Annotated in this window: 20 protein-coding genes; 13 read left to right on the forward strand and 7 right to left on the reverse strand. The window is 68.6% G+C overall.

What is annotated here, in order from left to right; all coding sequences use genetic code 11:
• Positions 1–15 precede the first annotated feature (15 nt).
• Positions 16–708 (forward strand): hypothetical protein, encoded by a 693-nt coding sequence (locus ACIPJY_RS09375; RefSeq protein ID WP_400467371.1) that lies wholly within the window; start codon positions 16–18, stop codon positions 706–708.
• Between the two features lie 108 nt (positions 709–816).
• Positions 817–1176, forward strand: a complete 360-nt coding sequence (locus tag ACIPJY_RS09380; RefSeq protein ID WP_400467370.1) for a glycohydrolase toxin TNT-related protein — start codon at positions 817–819, stop codon at positions 1174–1176.
• Positions 1177–1776: 600 nt separating this feature from the next.
• Here ACIPJY_RS09380 and ACIPJY_RS09385 read toward each other — a convergent pair.
• Positions 1777–2298, reverse strand: coding sequence for a TNT domain-containing protein (locus ACIPJY_RS09385; RefSeq protein WP_400467368.1), 522 nt, complete (start codon positions 2296–2298; stop codon positions 1777–1779).
• Between the two features lie 540 nt (positions 2299–2838).
• On the opposite strand from ACIPJY_RS09385, the gene ACIPJY_RS09390 reads away from it, so the two are divergent.
• From ACIPJY_RS09390 to ACIPJY_RS09430, 9 genes are all read left to right on the forward strand, one after another.
• Positions 2839–3111 (forward strand): hypothetical protein, encoded by a 273-nt coding sequence (locus ACIPJY_RS09390; protein ID WP_400467365.1) that lies wholly within the window; start codon positions 2839–2841, stop codon positions 3109–3111.
• 105 nt (positions 3112–3216) lie between these two features.
• The gene (locus tag ACIPJY_RS09395; RefSeq protein WP_400467362.1) at positions 3217–3483 is read left to right on the forward strand and encodes a hypothetical protein; all 267 of its coding nucleotides are present in this window, start codon (positions 3217–3219) and stop codon (positions 3481–3483) included.
• Between the two features lie 40 nt (positions 3484–3523).
• Positions 3524–4096: a hypothetical protein gene (locus ACIPJY_RS09400; RefSeq protein ID WP_400467359.1), complete on the forward strand. Its 573-nt coding sequence runs from the start codon at positions 3524–3526 to the stop codon at positions 4094–4096.
• A complete protein-coding gene (locus tag ACIPJY_RS09405; protein ID WP_400467357.1) occupies positions 4093–4344 on the forward strand; it encodes a hypothetical protein in 252 nt (83 codons plus the stop codon). Before ACIPJY_RS09400 ends, ACIPJY_RS09405 begins: the two co-directional genes overlap by 4 nt.
• Before the next feature lie 87 nt (positions 4345–4431).
• Positions 4432–4671: a hypothetical protein gene (locus tag ACIPJY_RS09410; RefSeq protein ID WP_400467354.1), complete on the forward strand. Its 240-nt coding sequence runs from the start codon at positions 4432–4434 to the stop codon at positions 4669–4671.
• An 87-nt stretch (positions 4672–4758) separates the two neighbouring features.
• The gene (locus ACIPJY_RS09415) at positions 4759–5691 is read left to right on the forward strand and encodes an NADP-dependent oxidoreductase (RefSeq protein WP_400467351.1); all 933 of its coding nucleotides are present in this window, start codon (positions 4759–4761) and stop codon (positions 5689–5691) included.
• Between the two features lie 45 nt (positions 5692–5736).
• Entirely contained in the window at positions 5737–6417 is a 681-nt protein-coding gene (locus ACIPJY_RS09420; protein WP_400467348.1) for a DUF805 domain-containing protein, read from the forward strand.
• A 67-nt stretch (positions 6418–6484) separates the two neighbouring features.
• Positions 6485–7045 (forward strand): DUF805 domain-containing protein, encoded by a 561-nt coding sequence (locus tag ACIPJY_RS09425; RefSeq protein WP_400467345.1) that lies wholly within the window; start codon positions 6485–6487, stop codon positions 7043–7045.
• 80 nt (positions 7046–7125) lie between these two features.
• Entirely contained in the window at positions 7126–7686 is a 561-nt protein-coding gene (locus tag ACIPJY_RS09430; RefSeq protein ID WP_400467342.1) for a DUF805 domain-containing protein, read from the forward strand.
• 116 nt (positions 7687–7802) lie between these two features.
• On the opposite strand, the gene ACIPJY_RS09435 is transcribed toward ACIPJY_RS09430, so the two are convergent.
• The 6 genes from ACIPJY_RS09435 to ACIPJY_RS09460 form a co-directional block, all read right to left on the reverse strand.
• The gene (locus tag ACIPJY_RS09435; protein ID WP_400467340.1) at positions 7803–8447 is read right to left on the reverse strand and encodes a TNT domain-containing protein; all 645 of its coding nucleotides are present in this window, start codon (positions 8445–8447) and stop codon (positions 7803–7805) included.
• A gap of 51 nt (positions 8448–8498) precedes the next feature.
• Entirely contained in the window at positions 8499–9269 is a 771-nt protein-coding gene (locus ACIPJY_RS09440) for a succinate dehydrogenase iron-sulfur subunit (protein ID WP_400467338.1), read from the reverse strand.
• On the reverse strand, positions 9269–11062 hold the full coding sequence (gene sdhA / locus ACIPJY_RS09445; protein ID WP_400467335.1) for a succinate dehydrogenase flavoprotein subunit: 1794 nt from the start codon (positions 11060–11062) through the stop codon (positions 9269–9271). The genes ACIPJY_RS09440 and sdhA overlap by 1 nt, the downstream gene beginning before the upstream one ends.
• A gap of 49 nt (positions 11063–11111) precedes the next feature.
• The gene (gene sdhD / locus ACIPJY_RS09450) at positions 11112–11558 is read right to left on the reverse strand and encodes a succinate dehydrogenase, hydrophobic membrane anchor protein (RefSeq protein WP_123656106.1); all 447 of its coding nucleotides are present in this window, start codon (positions 11556–11558) and stop codon (positions 11112–11114) included.
• A 14-nt stretch (positions 11559–11572) separates the two neighbouring features.
• On the reverse strand, positions 11573–12022 hold the full coding sequence (sdhC, locus tag ACIPJY_RS09455) for a succinate dehydrogenase, cytochrome b556 subunit (protein WP_400467332.1): 450 nt from the start codon (positions 12020–12022) through the stop codon (positions 11573–11575).
• Between the two features lie 75 nt (positions 12023–12097).
• Positions 12098–13333: a glycosyltransferase family 4 protein gene (locus ACIPJY_RS09460; protein WP_400467330.1), complete on the reverse strand. Its 1236-nt coding sequence runs from the start codon at positions 13331–13333 to the stop codon at positions 12098–12100.
• Between the two features lie 158 nt (positions 13334–13491).
• Between ACIPJY_RS09460 and ACIPJY_RS09465 the strand changes: the two genes are divergently transcribed.
• The gene (locus ACIPJY_RS09465) at positions 13492–14607 is read left to right on the forward strand and encodes a mannose-1-phosphate guanylyltransferase (RefSeq protein WP_123656109.1); all 1116 of its coding nucleotides are present in this window, start codon (positions 13492–13494) and stop codon (positions 14605–14607) included.
• Positions 14608–14804: 197 nt separating this feature from the next.
• Positions 14805–15878 carry a BMP family protein gene (locus ACIPJY_RS09470; RefSeq protein WP_400467327.1) on the forward strand — a complete coding sequence of 358 codons (1074 nt, stop codon included), beginning with the start codon at positions 14805–14807 and terminating at the stop codon, positions 15876–15878.
• The last annotated feature ends 15 nt before the right edge of the window (positions 15879–15893 follow it).

Genomic DNA, 15893 nt, shown 5'->3' on the forward strand with positions numbered 1-15893 from the left:
TTGAGGACGACAGAGGTGAGCGCGCGCGCCAATTGGGATGCTCGCGCTGAGGACGCCACACAGGTCGCGGAACGCGTCGACCGGCTGCTCTCCTCCTTCGACCAGCTCCTCGGTGCCGGCTCGTCGTGGACGATCGTCGAGGACGACTCTGCCGTCCCGACAGACGCGGACCAGCTCAGGTCGGTCGTCGACGAACACGTGTACCGCGACGCAGAGGGCATCGCGTTCCCTGCCCGCGGATATCTCCTCAGCGTTGCTCGCGAGGGGGTCGCCGGGTTCCTGGCCATTCGGATCCGAGTCGGCTCGACCACAACGAGCAAGCGGATGCCCGCCAACGCGGTGCACGTGACCATCGCCGGACCGAAGAAGGACGGCGCGCGGCTGTCCATCGATTCGGACCTCGCTGAGGGTGTACTGCGCGGACTCGTGCGGGCTTGGGAGCCGGACTCAGCAGCGGTGTACGACCACGACGGCGCCGTCGCGGCCGAAGGGCGGGGCAAGTTCGCGCCCGTCATCGGGCAGCGTACTTGGGTGTCGAATCGCCTCGGAGAGGTTGAGACGGCGACGTCGGGTGTGCGCCTCCAAGCTGGGGATGGCGGACAGTACATCGTCGCGGATGACGCCCTTGACTCGAAGTCCGCGGTGCTCGAGGTCTGGTCGACTCTCCAGGCGAACGGCATCAGCGAGATCGCTCGTAGCGCTGTGTGATCGCTCCAAGGGCCCAGCGAGAGACGACATCTCGGTCGATGACGCCCTCAGGACGGGTTCGAACTCGATTCGAAGCATCAAGCAATCAAGCAGGCGTTCACCCCTCCTGTGGGCAGTGTCTTCGATCGGTTTGGCCCCGAGAACGGTCGATTCACATCGCCGGTTCCAGAGTCCGGCCCATACCCCTACGACGAGCGGTCCTTGCCCTACCTCGAAGACGCCTCGCAGTACCACCAGTATCGCGTGGTCGGCGACTTCAATCGCATCGAGGACTACGTGATGCGCGCACCCGAAGCTGTCCGTCAAGACGTGCTCGACCTCATGGAGACGAAGGATCTGACCTGGGAAGACCTGTCGCACGGATACAGGGGGAATATTGCAGACGGGTTCCACTCGACCGGCGATAGACCCAGCCTTCGGCCAGCCCGGAGGTGGACTGCAAGTGCAGGTCGTCTCCGCATCCGGTAAGCCGCTGAGCGTCGGTGACATGCTCACTGGTGATCCCGATGCGGGCATCCTGCCGTCGATGATCAGGAAGGCGTTCGTTCTCGAATGAGTGACGCGCAGATGGACCGGATCGACCTGGACCGGCTTGGTCGATTCGTCGGAAATCAGCCGGACCACCCCACGTCGATTCCGGGGATACGTCGAGACAGCATGACGATCTTCGAGTTCGGCGATCTTGAGACGTCGTTCTCCATTCGGCGGCACGACGACGGGTTCGCCCTGATGAGGACCGATCGCGGTGTCGACTGGACCTTGGTGGAGTTCACCCATCTCGACGATGCTGCGCGCTACGTCGTGGTCCGCGAGGGACGCTCGAGGAATCCTGTGCGCTGGTTCGCTGCAGGGCCAGGCGCGCCCGAAGGGGTCGAGGTGGTCGGTGGAGGTACTGAACTCCATTGGCGGAACGGGAACCAACGGCACGAGCTCCGGGTGCTGAGTGACCAGGAGGGCTCTGTTGTTCTGCGCTTCGCATGGGTGCGAAGTCTTCCGTTGACCGATGTCATCAACGTCGTTCTGTCTGCGTCGCCGATCGAGTCCTGCGATCACGGTGAACCATCGCGCTCACCCGTACGGCGTCGCGGCGATTGGCGTTCGGATGGAGCGGAGCGATCCGTCTGCGAGCAGATCGCGGATCGTCAAGGATTGGTCGGCGATCGAGAACCTGACCGCGCCACCGGGTTGACCGAACCACGCCGGCACGATCGAGGCCTCGACGAGGACGCTGCCCTCGGTCACGAACTGGTGAACCGATGCCGGCAAGCGGAGCGAGGAAGGCGGGAGCGAGCGCGACTCGAACGAGGAGTTGAGTGGATTGAGCAACCAGCCGTCTGGGCCCCCGATGCGGTCGACGAGGACACCTGCGGGCAGCTGGATCAGGCTCACGCCGTTCGGGGCGAATCGGATCTGCTCCACGAGCGGAGAGTAGAACGGCACGAGCCTCGAACTGATCAGGTCGAACTCGTCTCGCGGAATCTCCAGCGTCGGAGGTTGCGGCCGCGCGATGAATGGGCGGACAGCGTCTTCGATCCCCTCGCGGTCCGGCGTTGTTTCGATCAGACGTCGGTGCCCATAGTCGACGCACACAAATTCGAACCCGAGCAGCGGCCGCAGAACAGCTCCCGTCGATCATCGAGGAGCACGTGCACCGCGACGCAGAGAAGGTCGCGTTCCCGGCTCGCGGTTTCCTCCTCAGCTTCGCTCGCGAGGGAATCGCCGGGTTCCTGGCGTCTCGGATCCGCGTCGGATCGTCAACTACAAGCACGCGAATGCCCGCCAACGCGGTGCATGTGACCATCGCCGGACCGAAGAGGGACGGAGCGCGACTGTCGATCGATTCTGATCTTGCTGAGGGTGTGCTGCGCGGGCTCGTGAGGGCCTGGGAGCCGGATTCAGCAACCATCCACACGTGATTGAGGAAAGCAAGGTGCTGAGGATCGCTGCCACAGTGGAAAAGTGAGCTGTCTCTTGGACAAAATGGCTACCGTGGTCACGACCGAGATGACTCGGACCGAGTCCGAGAGTCGAGGTGGACATCCTGCCGTTGGCGCGAGCGAAGCGGTGGAACGCTAGGCCGCTCGAGGTGGCTCGGTGTTCTCCGCGAGCACAAGGAGGACAGGAGAACAGATGGACGACATCGATGCGACTCGTGATCTGGCCCTTGCCGAGGCGTCGGGGATTCGGTTCAACTGGATGAGATCACCGGACAATGACACCCGCATGACATCGATCTACGAGGACGCCGGGCGATGGATCGTGTCAACGACGAATGAACGCGCCACCGAAGAGAGCGTCAAGGAGTACGACGACCGCGGGGAAGCTGTGACGTACTTCGTCTCCAGGGTCAGCGCCTCGGTCCGGGTGGTCGGCTGGCGGAAGTCCACTAACAATTGGTCCTGAGCATGCGCGATGAGGTCGGGGAGTGGTCGTGGGCCGTGCTGGACCGATTGGGGCCACACGGCGAATGGCGGGCCACTGACGAATTGGGCGAGTTCAAGGAACGGGGTGGAGCAGACCGTGCAGCGAGCTGACGCGAAGCGTCTCATTGCCGACGAAGGGCTGGAGGGTGCCGTGTGGTTCGAACGTGGGACGAACAAGACGAATGCCGTGGCGATCTACGAGGTCGATGCGGGCTTCCGCGTCGTGTCCACTGACGAGCGCGCCGCGGAGATCGGGCCCCGCGAGTACTCGGACGAGTCCGAGGCGCTCACGATGTACGTCACGTTGCTGCGCGACCGGAAGGAGCTTGTCGCTTCGGGAGTCATCACTTGATCCTCCCGAGAAGATTCGCGCGACCGGAGCAGGAGCGCCCGTGAGCATCGGCGGAGAACTCGTCGAGTTCGGACATCTCGACCTCATCCGCTCCGCTCTGGAACGAGCCGGCCACGATCTCGTCCGGGTGGACCGCCACAAGATCGAGTACGGCAACCTCGAGACCCTCACGCGGTACGCGTCGGTCGGCGGCACCGTCTCGGAATGGAAGGACGATCACGGGTGGGGATCGTGGACCGGTACCGAGTTCGCGCAGCCCATCGACGCCGAGCGCTGGATCATGCTCGACGCTGGGTTCACGATGCGTTCGTCCGCAGGGTTCTCGCTGGCGCACTGGTTGTTCGGTCCGGCCGATTCGATCCCCGAGTCGTTCACGGTGGATGACGATGGTGGGCGGCGGACATCCCTGTCCTGGACGGTCGGAGGCGAAGCCCATCGAGCATGGTTCCAGGGCCCGGTGTCCCTGTTCCGGGCGGGCACGTTCACGGCGGTGGCTCGCGTTCCGTTGGACCGGATCGAGGAGTGCGCACTCGAGCTGGACGCACGGTCGGCATTCCGCGCCGCGTCCGACCCGGCCATCGCCGACGAACGACGAACGACGGAGGAGCCGTGAACCGTACCGACGCGGAGCGCGTGATCTCGGCCGAATCCCTCACAGCCGGGGTGTGGTTCGCACGCCCGGACCACCTCGCGAACCGGGTGGCCATCTACGGGTCGTCCGGACGCTGGGTCGTGAGTGTCACGGGCGAGCGCGGCACGGAAGAAGGAGTGCGGACGTTCGGGTCCGAGTTGGACGCACTCGAGGACTTCGTCGCTCGACTCCGCATCCAGCAGCGCCTCCTGGACCGCGGGGTCCTGTGAACGGCAGGATCGGGCTCATGGACGCGTTCGCGGCGTTGGGTCAGCTCGCGGGCGCGCGTCACGGCGCCGGGACGACGGAGCGGGTCGATGAGCGATCCTGACGGCGGCGTGGTCCCGTTCCGGGAACAGGGTTGCGCCTGGTGCCGCGAGCGCTGGATCTCCCGGTCTGACCAGCCTGAGCTCGTCGGCATCAGCCTCGAGTACCAGTGCCACCTCTACCGCTGCGGGGTGTGCTCCGCGTGGTGGGAGTACGGACTGAACCACCCGCACGAGATCGACGACGCGCTGGCGCTCCGGATCGCAGCGACGGTCGAGCCACAGCCGTGACCGCGGACACGGCGCGGAGCAGGGCCGTCGTCGAGCTGGCTGGAAGTTCTCGTGGGACTGGCGGTGAGCGGGACTACCGTCCGGTCCATGACGAAGCAGTGGGTTGCGCCGCGTCCCGGCGGCAGCGAAGTCCTCGAGTACATCGACACAGACGTCCGTCCACCCGGCCAGGGCGAGGTCACGATCGCGGTCCGCGCCGCCGGCATGAACCCCGCTGACACGAAGCACACCCGGGCAGCGCAGGCGGACGCGTACCCGATGCCGATCGGCTACGAGATCGCCGGGGTCATCTCGGCGATCGGCCCGGACACGCAGATCGCGTCCGGCGGCGGAGCCGTCGGCGACGAGGTCCTGGCGTTCCGCGTCGCCGGCGGCTGGACTGAGGAACTCACGGTGCCGGCCGCCGACGTGTTCGCCAAGCCCGCCTCCCTGGGGTTCCCGGAGGCCGCGAACCTGCTGTTGGCAGGCGCGACCGCAGCCGACGTGATCCGGGTGACCCGAGCCTCCGGACGGGACACGGTGCTCCTGCACGGCGCATCCGGCGCGGTCGGCGTGAGCGTCCTGCAGCAGCTGCGCCCGCTGGGCGCGCGCGTGATCGGCACGGCTTCGGAACGTGGTGCGGACACCGTCCGCCGCTACGGGGGCGAATGGATCGCCTACGGCGACGGACTGGAGGCTCGTCTCCGTGATCTCGCACCCCACGGCATCGACGTGGCCATCGACGCGGTCGGCACCGACGAGGCGGTCGACGTCTCGTTGGCACTCGTGGCGGACCGCGACCGGATCGTCACGATCGCCGCGCAGGGGCGCGCTGCGGCCGACGGCTTCGCCGCCGTCGGGGGAGCGCAACCCGAGAGCAAGGCGTTCCGCGACTCGGTGCGGCAGCGGCTGATCGACCTGGCGGCGGCGGGGCAGCTCGAGGTCCCGGTCGCCCGGACGTTCCCCCTCGCCGACGCCCGCGCGGCCGCAGAGCTCCTGGAGTCCGGACACCCCGGCGGCAAGCTCGCGCTCATCCCCTGACGCCCGACCTGCCAGACTGGAGGCCGACGATCGGGGGAGGCGCAGATGAGCGACGACGGGACGAACCAGGGCTGGGGCGACGGCCGGCCGAACGGGCAGCCGCAGCCGCAGTGGTCCGGGCAGCCGGGCTGGCAGCAGGCACCGGGCGGGCAGCAGGCACCAGGGTGGCCGCAGCAGCCGGCGCCGGCGTGGCAGCAGGGGCCAGGGTGGCAGCAGCAGCCCGGATGGCAGCCGCCGCGGCCGATCCCGCTCGACGAGGCCGGTGTGCCGCCGCTCTGGGCACCCTGGTACGGCGCGGGCATCGGTGACGCGATCGGCCGGTTCTTCCGGAAGTACGCACGGTTCGACGGGCGTGCCAGCCGCAGCGAGTTCTGGTGGTGGTTCCTGACGAACGCGATCATCGCCGCGCTCCTCGGCGCCGTGGTCGCGATCATCGTCACGACGACGGGCACCCGCGAGTGGAGCACCGATGTCTACGGCCGGACGACGAGCCAGCTGCACACCGAGTCGATCTGGTGGCTCGTCCCGATCTGGATCTGGGCCGCGTGGTTCCTCGGGACGGCGGTGGGCAACATCGCGCTGATGGTCCGACGGCTGCACGACGTGAACCTCAGCGGGTTCTTCGCGTTCTTCTTCGTGAACACCCTCGGGTGGATCGTGCTCTGGGTGATGGCGATGCTGTCGCCGAACCCGAACGGGCAGCGGTTCGATCGTCCGCAGGGATGACGATCCCGGCGGTGCCGGTGTGGTTGACTCTGTGCGTCTCATCAGGCGATCGACGAAGGGCATCCCCGTGAGCGACCAGTACGGCGGACCGAACCAGTACGGCGGACAGAACCCGTACGCGCAGAACCCCTCCGGGCAGAGCCCGTACGCGCAGAACCCGTACGCGCAGAACCCGTACGGGCAGCAGCCGCGACCGCCGCAGGGCGAGCCTCCGCTCTGGGCACCCTGGTACGGCATCGGGTTCCCGAAGGCGTTCGTCCGGTTCTGGAAGAAGTACGCCCGCTTCGACGGCCGCGCGAGCCGCAGCGAGTTCTGGTTCTGGACGCTCTGGTGGATCATCGGCAACGCGGCGCTCGGGATCGTCGGGGGCGTGTTCGACGGCATCGCCGGCACGAGCAACGTCGGCGACGACGGCCTGTTCGACGGGCTGCTCACCGGCGCGTGGGCACTCGCGACCCTGGTCGGCTGGATCGCGCTGCTGGTCCGCCGGCTCCACGACGCGAACTACAGCGGCCTGCTCGCGCTGCTGCTCATCATCCCGTTCCTCGGCTGGATCGCCTGCGTGATCCTGGCGCTGATGCCCTCCAACCAGCAGGGTCAGCGCTACGACCGGCCGCAACTCGGGTAACCGCGAGACCCGAGCGGACCGAACCGACCCCGTTCTGATTGACTCTGCTAGGAATATCCGCACAGCAGCAGGGGGTCACCGTGAGCGATCAGTATCCGTCCCAGAACCCGTCCGGGCAGCAGCCCGAGCCGGGGCACACGCCGCAGTACGGCGCGTCGGCGCCGACCGGACCCGGTGGTGAGCCGCCGCTCTGGGCACCGTGGTACGGGATCTCGTTCGGCAACGCCGTTCGTCGCTTCTTCAAGAAGTACGCCCGGTTCGACGGGCGCGCCAGCCGGAGTGAGTTCTGGTGGTGGGCGCTCGCGAACGGCATCGTCGTCATCGTGCTCGGGATCCTCTACGGGATCGGCATCGCGACGTCCGAGCGGACGACGGTCACCACGTCGACGAGCGTGTCGACCGCGGTCACGAGTCCGTCCGCGCTCTTCGTCATCGCGGGCATCCTGATCGGGCTCTGGGGCCTGGCGATCCTGGTGCCGGGCATCGCCCTGTACTGGCGACGGCTGCACGACGCGAACCTGGCGGGGCCGTTCTGGTTCCTCGGCTTCGTGCCCGGTGTCGGCGGGATCATCCTGCTCGTCTTCTCGCTCCTGCCGCCGAAGCCCGAGGGGCAGCGCTTCGACCAGCCCGGCCGCGGCTGAGCGAAAGCACCCACAGCGCCCGCGATGGGAAGCTGGAACGCGCGTCGGCAGTCAGGAGTTCTGACTGCCGACGCGCGTTTCGACTTCCTTCGGGGAGGGCACGGGGCCCGCGCGGGTCAGACTGCGCGGACGCGGACCAGGGCGCCGTCGACGACCAGGTCGCGCACGGTGAGCGACGGATCGGCGATCTGGAAGCGCAGCGCACCGCCGGGCTGGTCGAACCAGGGCTGCACGAAGCGAACGGTCACCAGGAACGGGCGGTCGACGACGTAGCGGTGCACCTCGGGCGCAGCGGCGACGTGCGGCGGGAGCGAGCGCGACGGCATCGGGGTGTCGAGCGGGTGCAGCAGGTAGCCGTCCGGCCCGCCGATGCGGTCAACCGGGACACCCGCCGGGATCTGGATGCGCAGGCCGTCCGGACCGGCCTGCGCGACCTGCTGCGCGAGCTGCGGGTACGTCGAGGCCGCGCGGTCCCGGAGCCCGTCGAGCTCGTACCGCTGGATGTCGCGCGGTGCGGGGAACGGGCGGTTCAGGAAGCGTCGGAGCATCTCGACGGCGTCGGACTCGCCGCGCGCCGTGGCGAGACGACGGGCGGTGCCGTAGTCCACGACCTCGAGCGCGAAGGTGTCCGGGGCGTCGGCGGCGACGATGCGGAGCGCGCCCTCCACCGGCGGCTCGTGCAGGGTCTCTCCGGGGAGCTGCACGTACCGGATCGTGTAGCCGAGCTGGTCGAGGATGGGGCGCGTGTCCGCGAACGTCATGTGCGGGAGCCTAGCGGTCGGACCTATGCCGTTCCTGGTTTCGCCGGCCGTCTATGCCCGACCGCGCATGACGGCCTGCTTGACCTCGGAGATGGCCTTCGTGACCTGGATCCCGCGCGGGCAGGCGTCGGTGCAGTTGAAGGTCGTGCGGCAGCGCCAGACGCCCTCCTTGTCGTTGAGGATGTCGAGGCGCACGTTCGCGGCGTCGTCGCGCGAGTCGAAGATGAAGCGGTGCGCGTTCACGATCGCGGCGGGGCCGAAGTACTGGCCGTCCGTCCAGAACACCGGGCACGAGGACGTGCACGCGGCGCAGAGGATGCACTTCGTGGTGTCGTCGAACCGGGCACGGTCGGCGACGGACTGCACGCGCTCCTTGCCGGGCTCCGGAGCCGTCGCGGGCTGGAGGAACGGCTGGACCTCGCGGAAGGACTTGAAGAACGGCTCCATGTCCACGATGAGGTCCTTCTCGAGCGGCAGCCCCTTGATCGCCTCGACGTAGATCGGCTTCGACACGTCGAGGTCCTTGATCAGCGTCTTGCACGCCAGACGGTTGCGGCCGTTGATGCGCATCGCGTCCGAGCCGCAGACGCCGTGCGCGCAGGAGCGGCGGAAGGTCAGCGACCCGTCCTGCTCCCACTTGATCTTGTGCAGCGCGTCGAGGATGCGGTCGGTCGGCAGCATCATGACGTCGAAGTCCTGCCAGCGCGGCTCGTCGTCGACGTCCGGGTCGAAGCGCCGGATGATCACGGTGACGGGGAAGGAGCCGGGAGGGGCATCCACCGCATCGGTGCGGGGTGCGTCGGAGACCAGGGTGTCGGTCATCAGTACTTCCTCTCCATCGGCTCGTACCGGGTCACGACGACCGGCTTCCAGTCGAGTGTGATGTGGTCGTCGGCGAGTGACGAGTGTGGGTCGCCCGTCAGGTACGCCATGGTGTGCTGCATGTAGTTCTCGTCGTCGCGCTTCGGGTAGTCGTCGCGCATGTGGCCGCCGCGGGACTCCTTGCGGTTCCGGGCGGAGTAGACGACGACCTCGGCCAGGTCGAGCAGGAACCCGAGCTCGACGGCCTCGAGCAGGTCGGTGTTGAACCGCTTGCCCTTGTCCTGCACCGCGACGTTCGTGAACCGGTTGCGGAGCGTGTGGATCGTCTCGGTGACGCGGGCGAGGGACTCGTCGGTGCGGAACACCTGCGCGTTCTTGTCCATCTCCTCTTGCAGTTCCTTGCGGAGGGCGGAGACGCGCTCGGTGCCGGTGGAGGCGCGGAGCTGCTCGAGCATCGCGCGCACGTTGGCGGCGGGGTCCTCGGGGAGGGGGAGGAACTCGGCCGTCTGCACCCACTCGGCGGCGTTGTTGCCCGAGCGCTTCCCGAAGACGTTGATGTCGAGCAGCGAGTTCGTCCCGAGGCGGTTCGAGCCGTGCACGGAGACGCACGCGCACTCGCCGGCGGCGTACATGCCGGGGACGACGGTGTCGTTGTCGGAGAGCACCTCGGCGTTGGTGTTCGTCGGGATGCCGCCCATCGCGTAGTGGGCGGTCGGCATGACCGGCACCGGCTCGGTGACGGGGTCGACGCCGAGGTAGGTGCGCGCGAACTCGGTGATGTCCGGGAGCTTGGTCTCGAGGACCTCGGCGCCCAGGTGCGTGCAGTCGAGCAGCACGTAGTCCTTGTTCGGACCGGCACCCCGGCCCTCTGCGACCTCTTGCACCATGCACCTGGCCACGATGTCGCGCGGTGCGAGGTCCTTGATGGTCGGGGCGTACCGCTCCATGAAGCGCTCACCCGAGGCGTTGCGGAGGATCGCGCCCTCACCGCGGGCGCCCTCGGTGAGGAGGATGCCGAGGCCGGCGAGCCCGGTCGGGTGGAACTGGAAGAACTCCATGTCCTCGAGCGGCAGGCCGGTGCGCCAGACGATGCCGACGCCGTCGCCCGTCAGGGTGTGCGCGTTCGACGTGGTCTTGTACATCTTGCCGAAGCCGCCGGTCGCGAAGATCATCGCCTTCGCGTGGAACACGTGCAGCTCACCGGTCGCGAGCTCGAACGCCACGACGCCCGCCGGCTGCTTGCGGGTGACGCCGTCGTCGCCGACGACGTCCACCATGATGAGGTCGAGGGCGTAGAACTCGTTGAAGAAGTTCACGCCGAGCTTGACGCAGTTCTGGAACAGCGTCTGCAGGATCATGTGGCCGGTGCGGTCCGCGGCGTAGCAGGCCCGACGGACCGGGGCCTTGCCGTGGTCACGCGTGTGGCCGCCGAAGCGCCGCTGGTCGATCTTGCCCTCAGGCGTGCGGTTGAACGGCAGGCCCATGTTCTCGAGGTCGATGACCGCGTCGATCGCTTCCTTCGCGAGGATCTCGGCGGCGTCCTGGTCGACCAGGTAGTCGCCGCCCTTGATCGTGTCGAAGGTGTGCCACTCCCACGAGTCCTCTTCGACGTTCGCGAGCGCCGCCGCCATGCCGCCCTGCGCCGCACCGGTGTGGGAGCGCGTCGGGTACAGCTTCGAGATGACGGCGGTGTTCGCCTTCGGCCCGGCTTCGATCGCGGCCCGCATGCCGGCGCCTCCTGCGCCGATGATGACGATGTCGAACTGGTGGTGATGGACGGTGATGTCGGTCACGGTGTCTTTCCGTTGAGGAGCGGGTGCGGGCTGCGGTGCTGGACCGGTGCTACTGCGCGGGGCAGAACGACGGCAGGTCCGCTGCGGCGGCGCCGGCGGGGCACGGGTCGAACGTCCAGCACACCAGGGTGCCGAGGACGATGAGCAGCACGCACGCGACGAGGATCGCGATGAGCAGGGTCTTCCGGACGGCCGGCTTCGACACGTAGTCGTTGACGATGGTGCGCATGCCGTTCGAGCCGTGGATCAGCGCGAGCCACAGCATCAGGGTGTCCCACACCTGCCAGAAGGGGCTCGCCCACTTGCCGGCGACGAACGCGAAGTCGATCTGCTTGACGCCCTCGCCCGCGACCATGTTGACGAAGAGGTGGCCGAAGATCAGCACGACGAGCAGGACGCCCGAGCCGCGCATGTAGATCCAGCCCCACTTCTCCCAGTTGGTGGTGCGGCGAGCGGCCTCGGCACTGCGAGGGGGCGCGATGGTCTGCGTGGTCATGATGTGGCCCCTGATCAGTGGAAGTCGGCGACGAGGTTCATCAGCTGGCGCGGCAGGAAGCCCGCGATCGCCACGGCCCAGAGCACGATGACGATCCAGAACATCGCGCGCTGGTACTTCGGCCCCTTGGACCAGAAGTCGACCAGGATGATGCGCAGCCCGTTGAACGCGTGGAAGACGATCGCCATCACGAGGGCGATCTCACCGAGGTTCATGATCGGCGTCTTGTACGTCCCGATGACGGCGTTGTAGGCCTCCGGGGAGAGCCGCACGAGCGCCGTGTCGAGGATGTGCACGAGCAGGAAGAAGTAGATCGCGACACCGGTCACGCGGTGCAGCACCCAGGACCACATCCCGGTGCTGCCGCGGTACAGGGTGCCCTGTGGCGTCCGTGATGCGCGCGGCGCATCGATCGTCACCTGGGGTGCGGCTGTCGCCGTACCCCCTGCGGTCTGCTCGGCCATGAGCTCGCCTTCCCGTAGGACAGGCCCGCCGATCGGCGAGCCGTTGCCGTCATGTTCGTGTGGAACACGTCCATCCTACGACCGTGTACTGACCTTCTCGTTCCACCCCGTGAGAATGCCCCGGCCGACGGGCGGCGCGCCGATGGTCCTCGCGGTTTCGTGGTGCGCGAGCAGTTCGTCGCCGATCGCCTCCCACGTCGTGCCCACGACGCGCAGCCGGCCGGCCGAGCCCATCCGCTCGGCACGGCCGCGGTCCAGGTGGAGTGCGAGCACGGCGGACCGGAGCGCCTGCGGCACGTCCGGGTCGTAGAGCTCGCCGTCGAGCCCGGGCGCGACCAGGTCGAGCGGCCCGCCCGCAGCCGGCGCCACCACGGGGAGCCCGGACGCGTGCGCCTCCTGCAGCGTCTGCCCGAAGGTCTCGGCCGGACCCGTGTGCACGAACACGTCGAGCGCCGCGTACACGTCGGCCAGCGCGTCGCCGCGCAGCGGGCCGGTGAAGGTCGCGTCCAGGTGGCGGAGCCGTCGCTCCAGGGCCGGCCGGGAGGGCCCGCCTCCCGCGACCACGACCCGGATGCCCGGGATGCCACCGAGCTCAGCGAGCCGCTCGACCTCCTTCTCCGGAGCGAGCCGACCCACGTACCCGACGATGGTCTCCCCGCGTGGGGCGAGTCGCCGCCGCAGCGCGCGGACCGGAGCCGACCGTCGCCGGCCCGGGTGGAACAGCGCGGTGTCAACACCGCGACCCCATCGCGTGACGCGGGGCACGCCGTCCGCCTCGAGCATCGCGGCGGTCGCGGACGACGGCGCGAGCGTCAGCGAGGCGCCGGCGTGGATGCGCCCGAGCACCCGGCGGACGAGGGGAGTCGTCGCTGCCAGGCCGTTGCGGCGGGCGAACCCGGCCACGTCGGTCTGGAAGACGGCGACGGAGGGGATGCCGAGCCTCCCGGCTGCCGTGATCGCACGCCCACCCAACAGGAACGGACTCGCGGCGTGGAGCACGTCGGCGCCGGAGGCGGCGAGGATCGTGTCGAGCACGGGGTGGGGGAGCGCGACCGGGAACTGGCGGTACGCGACGGCCGGGATCCGGTGGACGTCGAACCCGCGGTACCGCTCCAGGTCCGTCCGGGACCGCCGACCGGCGAGCCACGGGGTGTCCGGCGCGATCACGACCGCGCGGTGGCCGCGGTGCTCCAGGTGGTCCAGGACCGCCAGGACACTCGTGGTCACGCCGTTGAGGGTGGGCAGGAAGCTCTCGGTCACGACGGCGACGGTCCTCTGGGCCGAGCCGCGCTCCACGCTGCGTGCGTTCATGGCACCGCCCATGCTCCGCGCGCCACGTGTCGTCGCGGGGGACCCGACGGTGAACGGCACGGTCGACGCGGGTGAAATCGACGTGCGGTTTGCCGCAGCCGGCGCGCACCGCTCGGGCGCACCCAGGAACGACGACCCGTGACCGGTACGGTGAGCGGGTGGCAGCCCCCCTCGAAGACTTCTACGCGATCATCCCCGCCGGCGGCATCGGATCGCGCCTCTGGCCGCTCTCGCGCGCCGACGCCCCGAAGTTCCTGCACGACCTGACCGGGTCGGGCACGTCGCTGCTCCGGCAGACGTGGGACCGGCTCGCGCCGCTCGCCGGCGAGTCCCGGATCATGGTCGTCACCGGCCGCGCGCACCGCGTGGCCGTCGAGTCGCAGCTGCCGGGCATCGACGACCACAACGTCGTCCTGGAGAGCGAGCCGAAGGACTCCACCGCGGCGATCGGGCTCGCGGCCGCGATCCTGCGCCGCCGGGAACCCGACGTGGTGATCGGTTCCTTCGCGGCCGACCACGTCATCGGCGACGCCCGAGGGTTCCGGCGCTCGGTGCGCGAGGCGGTGGCGGTCGCCCGGGCCGGGTACGTCACGACGATCGGGATCACCCCGACCGAGCCCGCGATCGGCTTCGGCTACATCCACGCCGACGGCGAGGGCCTCGGCGTCGACGGCGCCCCGAACGCCCACTCGGTGCGGTCCTTCGTGGAGAAGCCGGACCTCGACACGGCACGCGGGTACCTGGAGGACGGCTCCTACCTCTGGAACGCGGGCATGTTCATCGCCAGGGCCGACGTGATCCTGGCCGAGATCGGGCGCGCCGAGCCGGAGCTGCTCGCCGGGCTCGAGGAGCTCGCCGCCGCGTGGGACACCTCCGCGCGCGGCGTGGTCGTCGACCGGATCTGGCCCGCGCTCAAGAAGATCGCCATCGACTACACCGTGGCCGAGCCCGCGGCGGCAGCCGGTCGGATGGCCGTGGTGCCCGGCGACTTCGACTGGGACGACGTCGGCGACTTCGCGTCCCTCGCGAAGCTGCAGTCCGGCGGCCGGACGAACAACCTCGCGGTGCTCGGCGACGGCGCCCGCATCCTGGCGGACTCCTCGAGCGGCATCGTGGTGTCGCACAGCCAGCGGCTGATCTCGCTCATCGGGGTCGAGGACATCGTGGTCGTGGACACCCCCGACGCGCTCCTCGTGACGACCAGCGCGAACGCCCAGCGGGTCAAGGGTGTGGTGGATGCACTGAAGATCAGCGGCCGGGACGACGTCCTGTAGCGCTCCATCACCAAACCCCCACAACCGGGGTCGGAAGTGCGACCTCGCGTTACGGCCGCGTTACGGCGCGGTCGCGATCTCGTAACTGATCCACAGGCGGCTCCGAGGGCGTTCTGTACCGACCAGGCGGTCGTGTACTGTCGCCACGATCGCCCGGTGCGCAGTGACCGGGCCCTGCTCCCCGGAGGAACCAACCCGTGTCATCTCGTACCCGTCAGATCGCACTCAGCGGCCTCGCGCTCCTCGGCACCGTCGCCGTCCTGGCCGGCTGCTCCGCCGCTCCGTCCGACACCTCGTCGGCGAAGACCACCAGCTTCCGACCCTGCATGGTGTCGGACTCCGGCGGCTTCGACGACAAGTCGTTCAACCAGCTCGGCTACGAGGGTCTGAAGGACGCCGCCAAGGAACTCGGCGCGACCTACAAGTCGGCCGAGTCGAAGGACTCCACGGTCTACGACTCCAACATCGAGCAGCTCATCAACCAGAACTGCAAGCTCATCGTGACGGTCGGCTTCAACCTCGCCGACGCCACCAAGAAGCAGGCCGCTGCGAACCCCGACACCGACTTCGCGATCATCGACGACAACTCGATCGACGCCAAGAACGTCAAGCCGATCACGTTCGACACCTCGCAGGCGGCGTTCCTCGCCGGCTACGCGGCGGCGTCCTACTCGAAGTCCGGCGTCGTCGGCACCTTCGGCGGCATGCAGATCCCGACCGTCACCATCTTCATGGACGGCTTCGCGGACGGCGTGAAGTACTACAACGACCAGAAGGACAAGAACGTCAAGGTCGTCGGCTGGGACGTCGACAGCCAGAAGGGCTCCTTCACCGGTGGCTTCGAGGCCGGCACGCAGGCCAAGTCGGTCGCGCAGACGCTGATCGACCAGAACGCCGACGTCATCCTGCCCGTCGGTGGCCCGATCTACCAGAGCGCCGCAGAGGCCATCAAGGACGCCGACAACGGCTCCGTCCTGATCGGTGCGGACAGCGACCTCTACGAGGCCGACCCGCGCTACAAGGACATCGCGCTGACCTCCGTCGAGAAGGGCATGCGCCCCGCGACCAAGGACGTCGTCGAGCAGGCCGCCAAGGGCGACTTCTCGAAGACCCCGTACGTCGGCACGCTGAAGAACGACGGCGTCGGCATCGCTCCGTTCCACGACTACGCGTCGAAGGTCGACTCGGGCCTGACCAAGGAGCTCGACACGATCAAGGCCGGCATCATCGACGGCTCGATCAAGGTCGAGACCAAGGCGACCGTCAAGTAGCACCACCGATGCGGG

It is taken from the genome of Curtobacterium sp. NPDC090223 (assembly GCF_044746585.1).
GTDB lineage: Bacteria > Actinomycetota > Actinomycetes > Actinomycetales > Microbacteriaceae > Curtobacterium.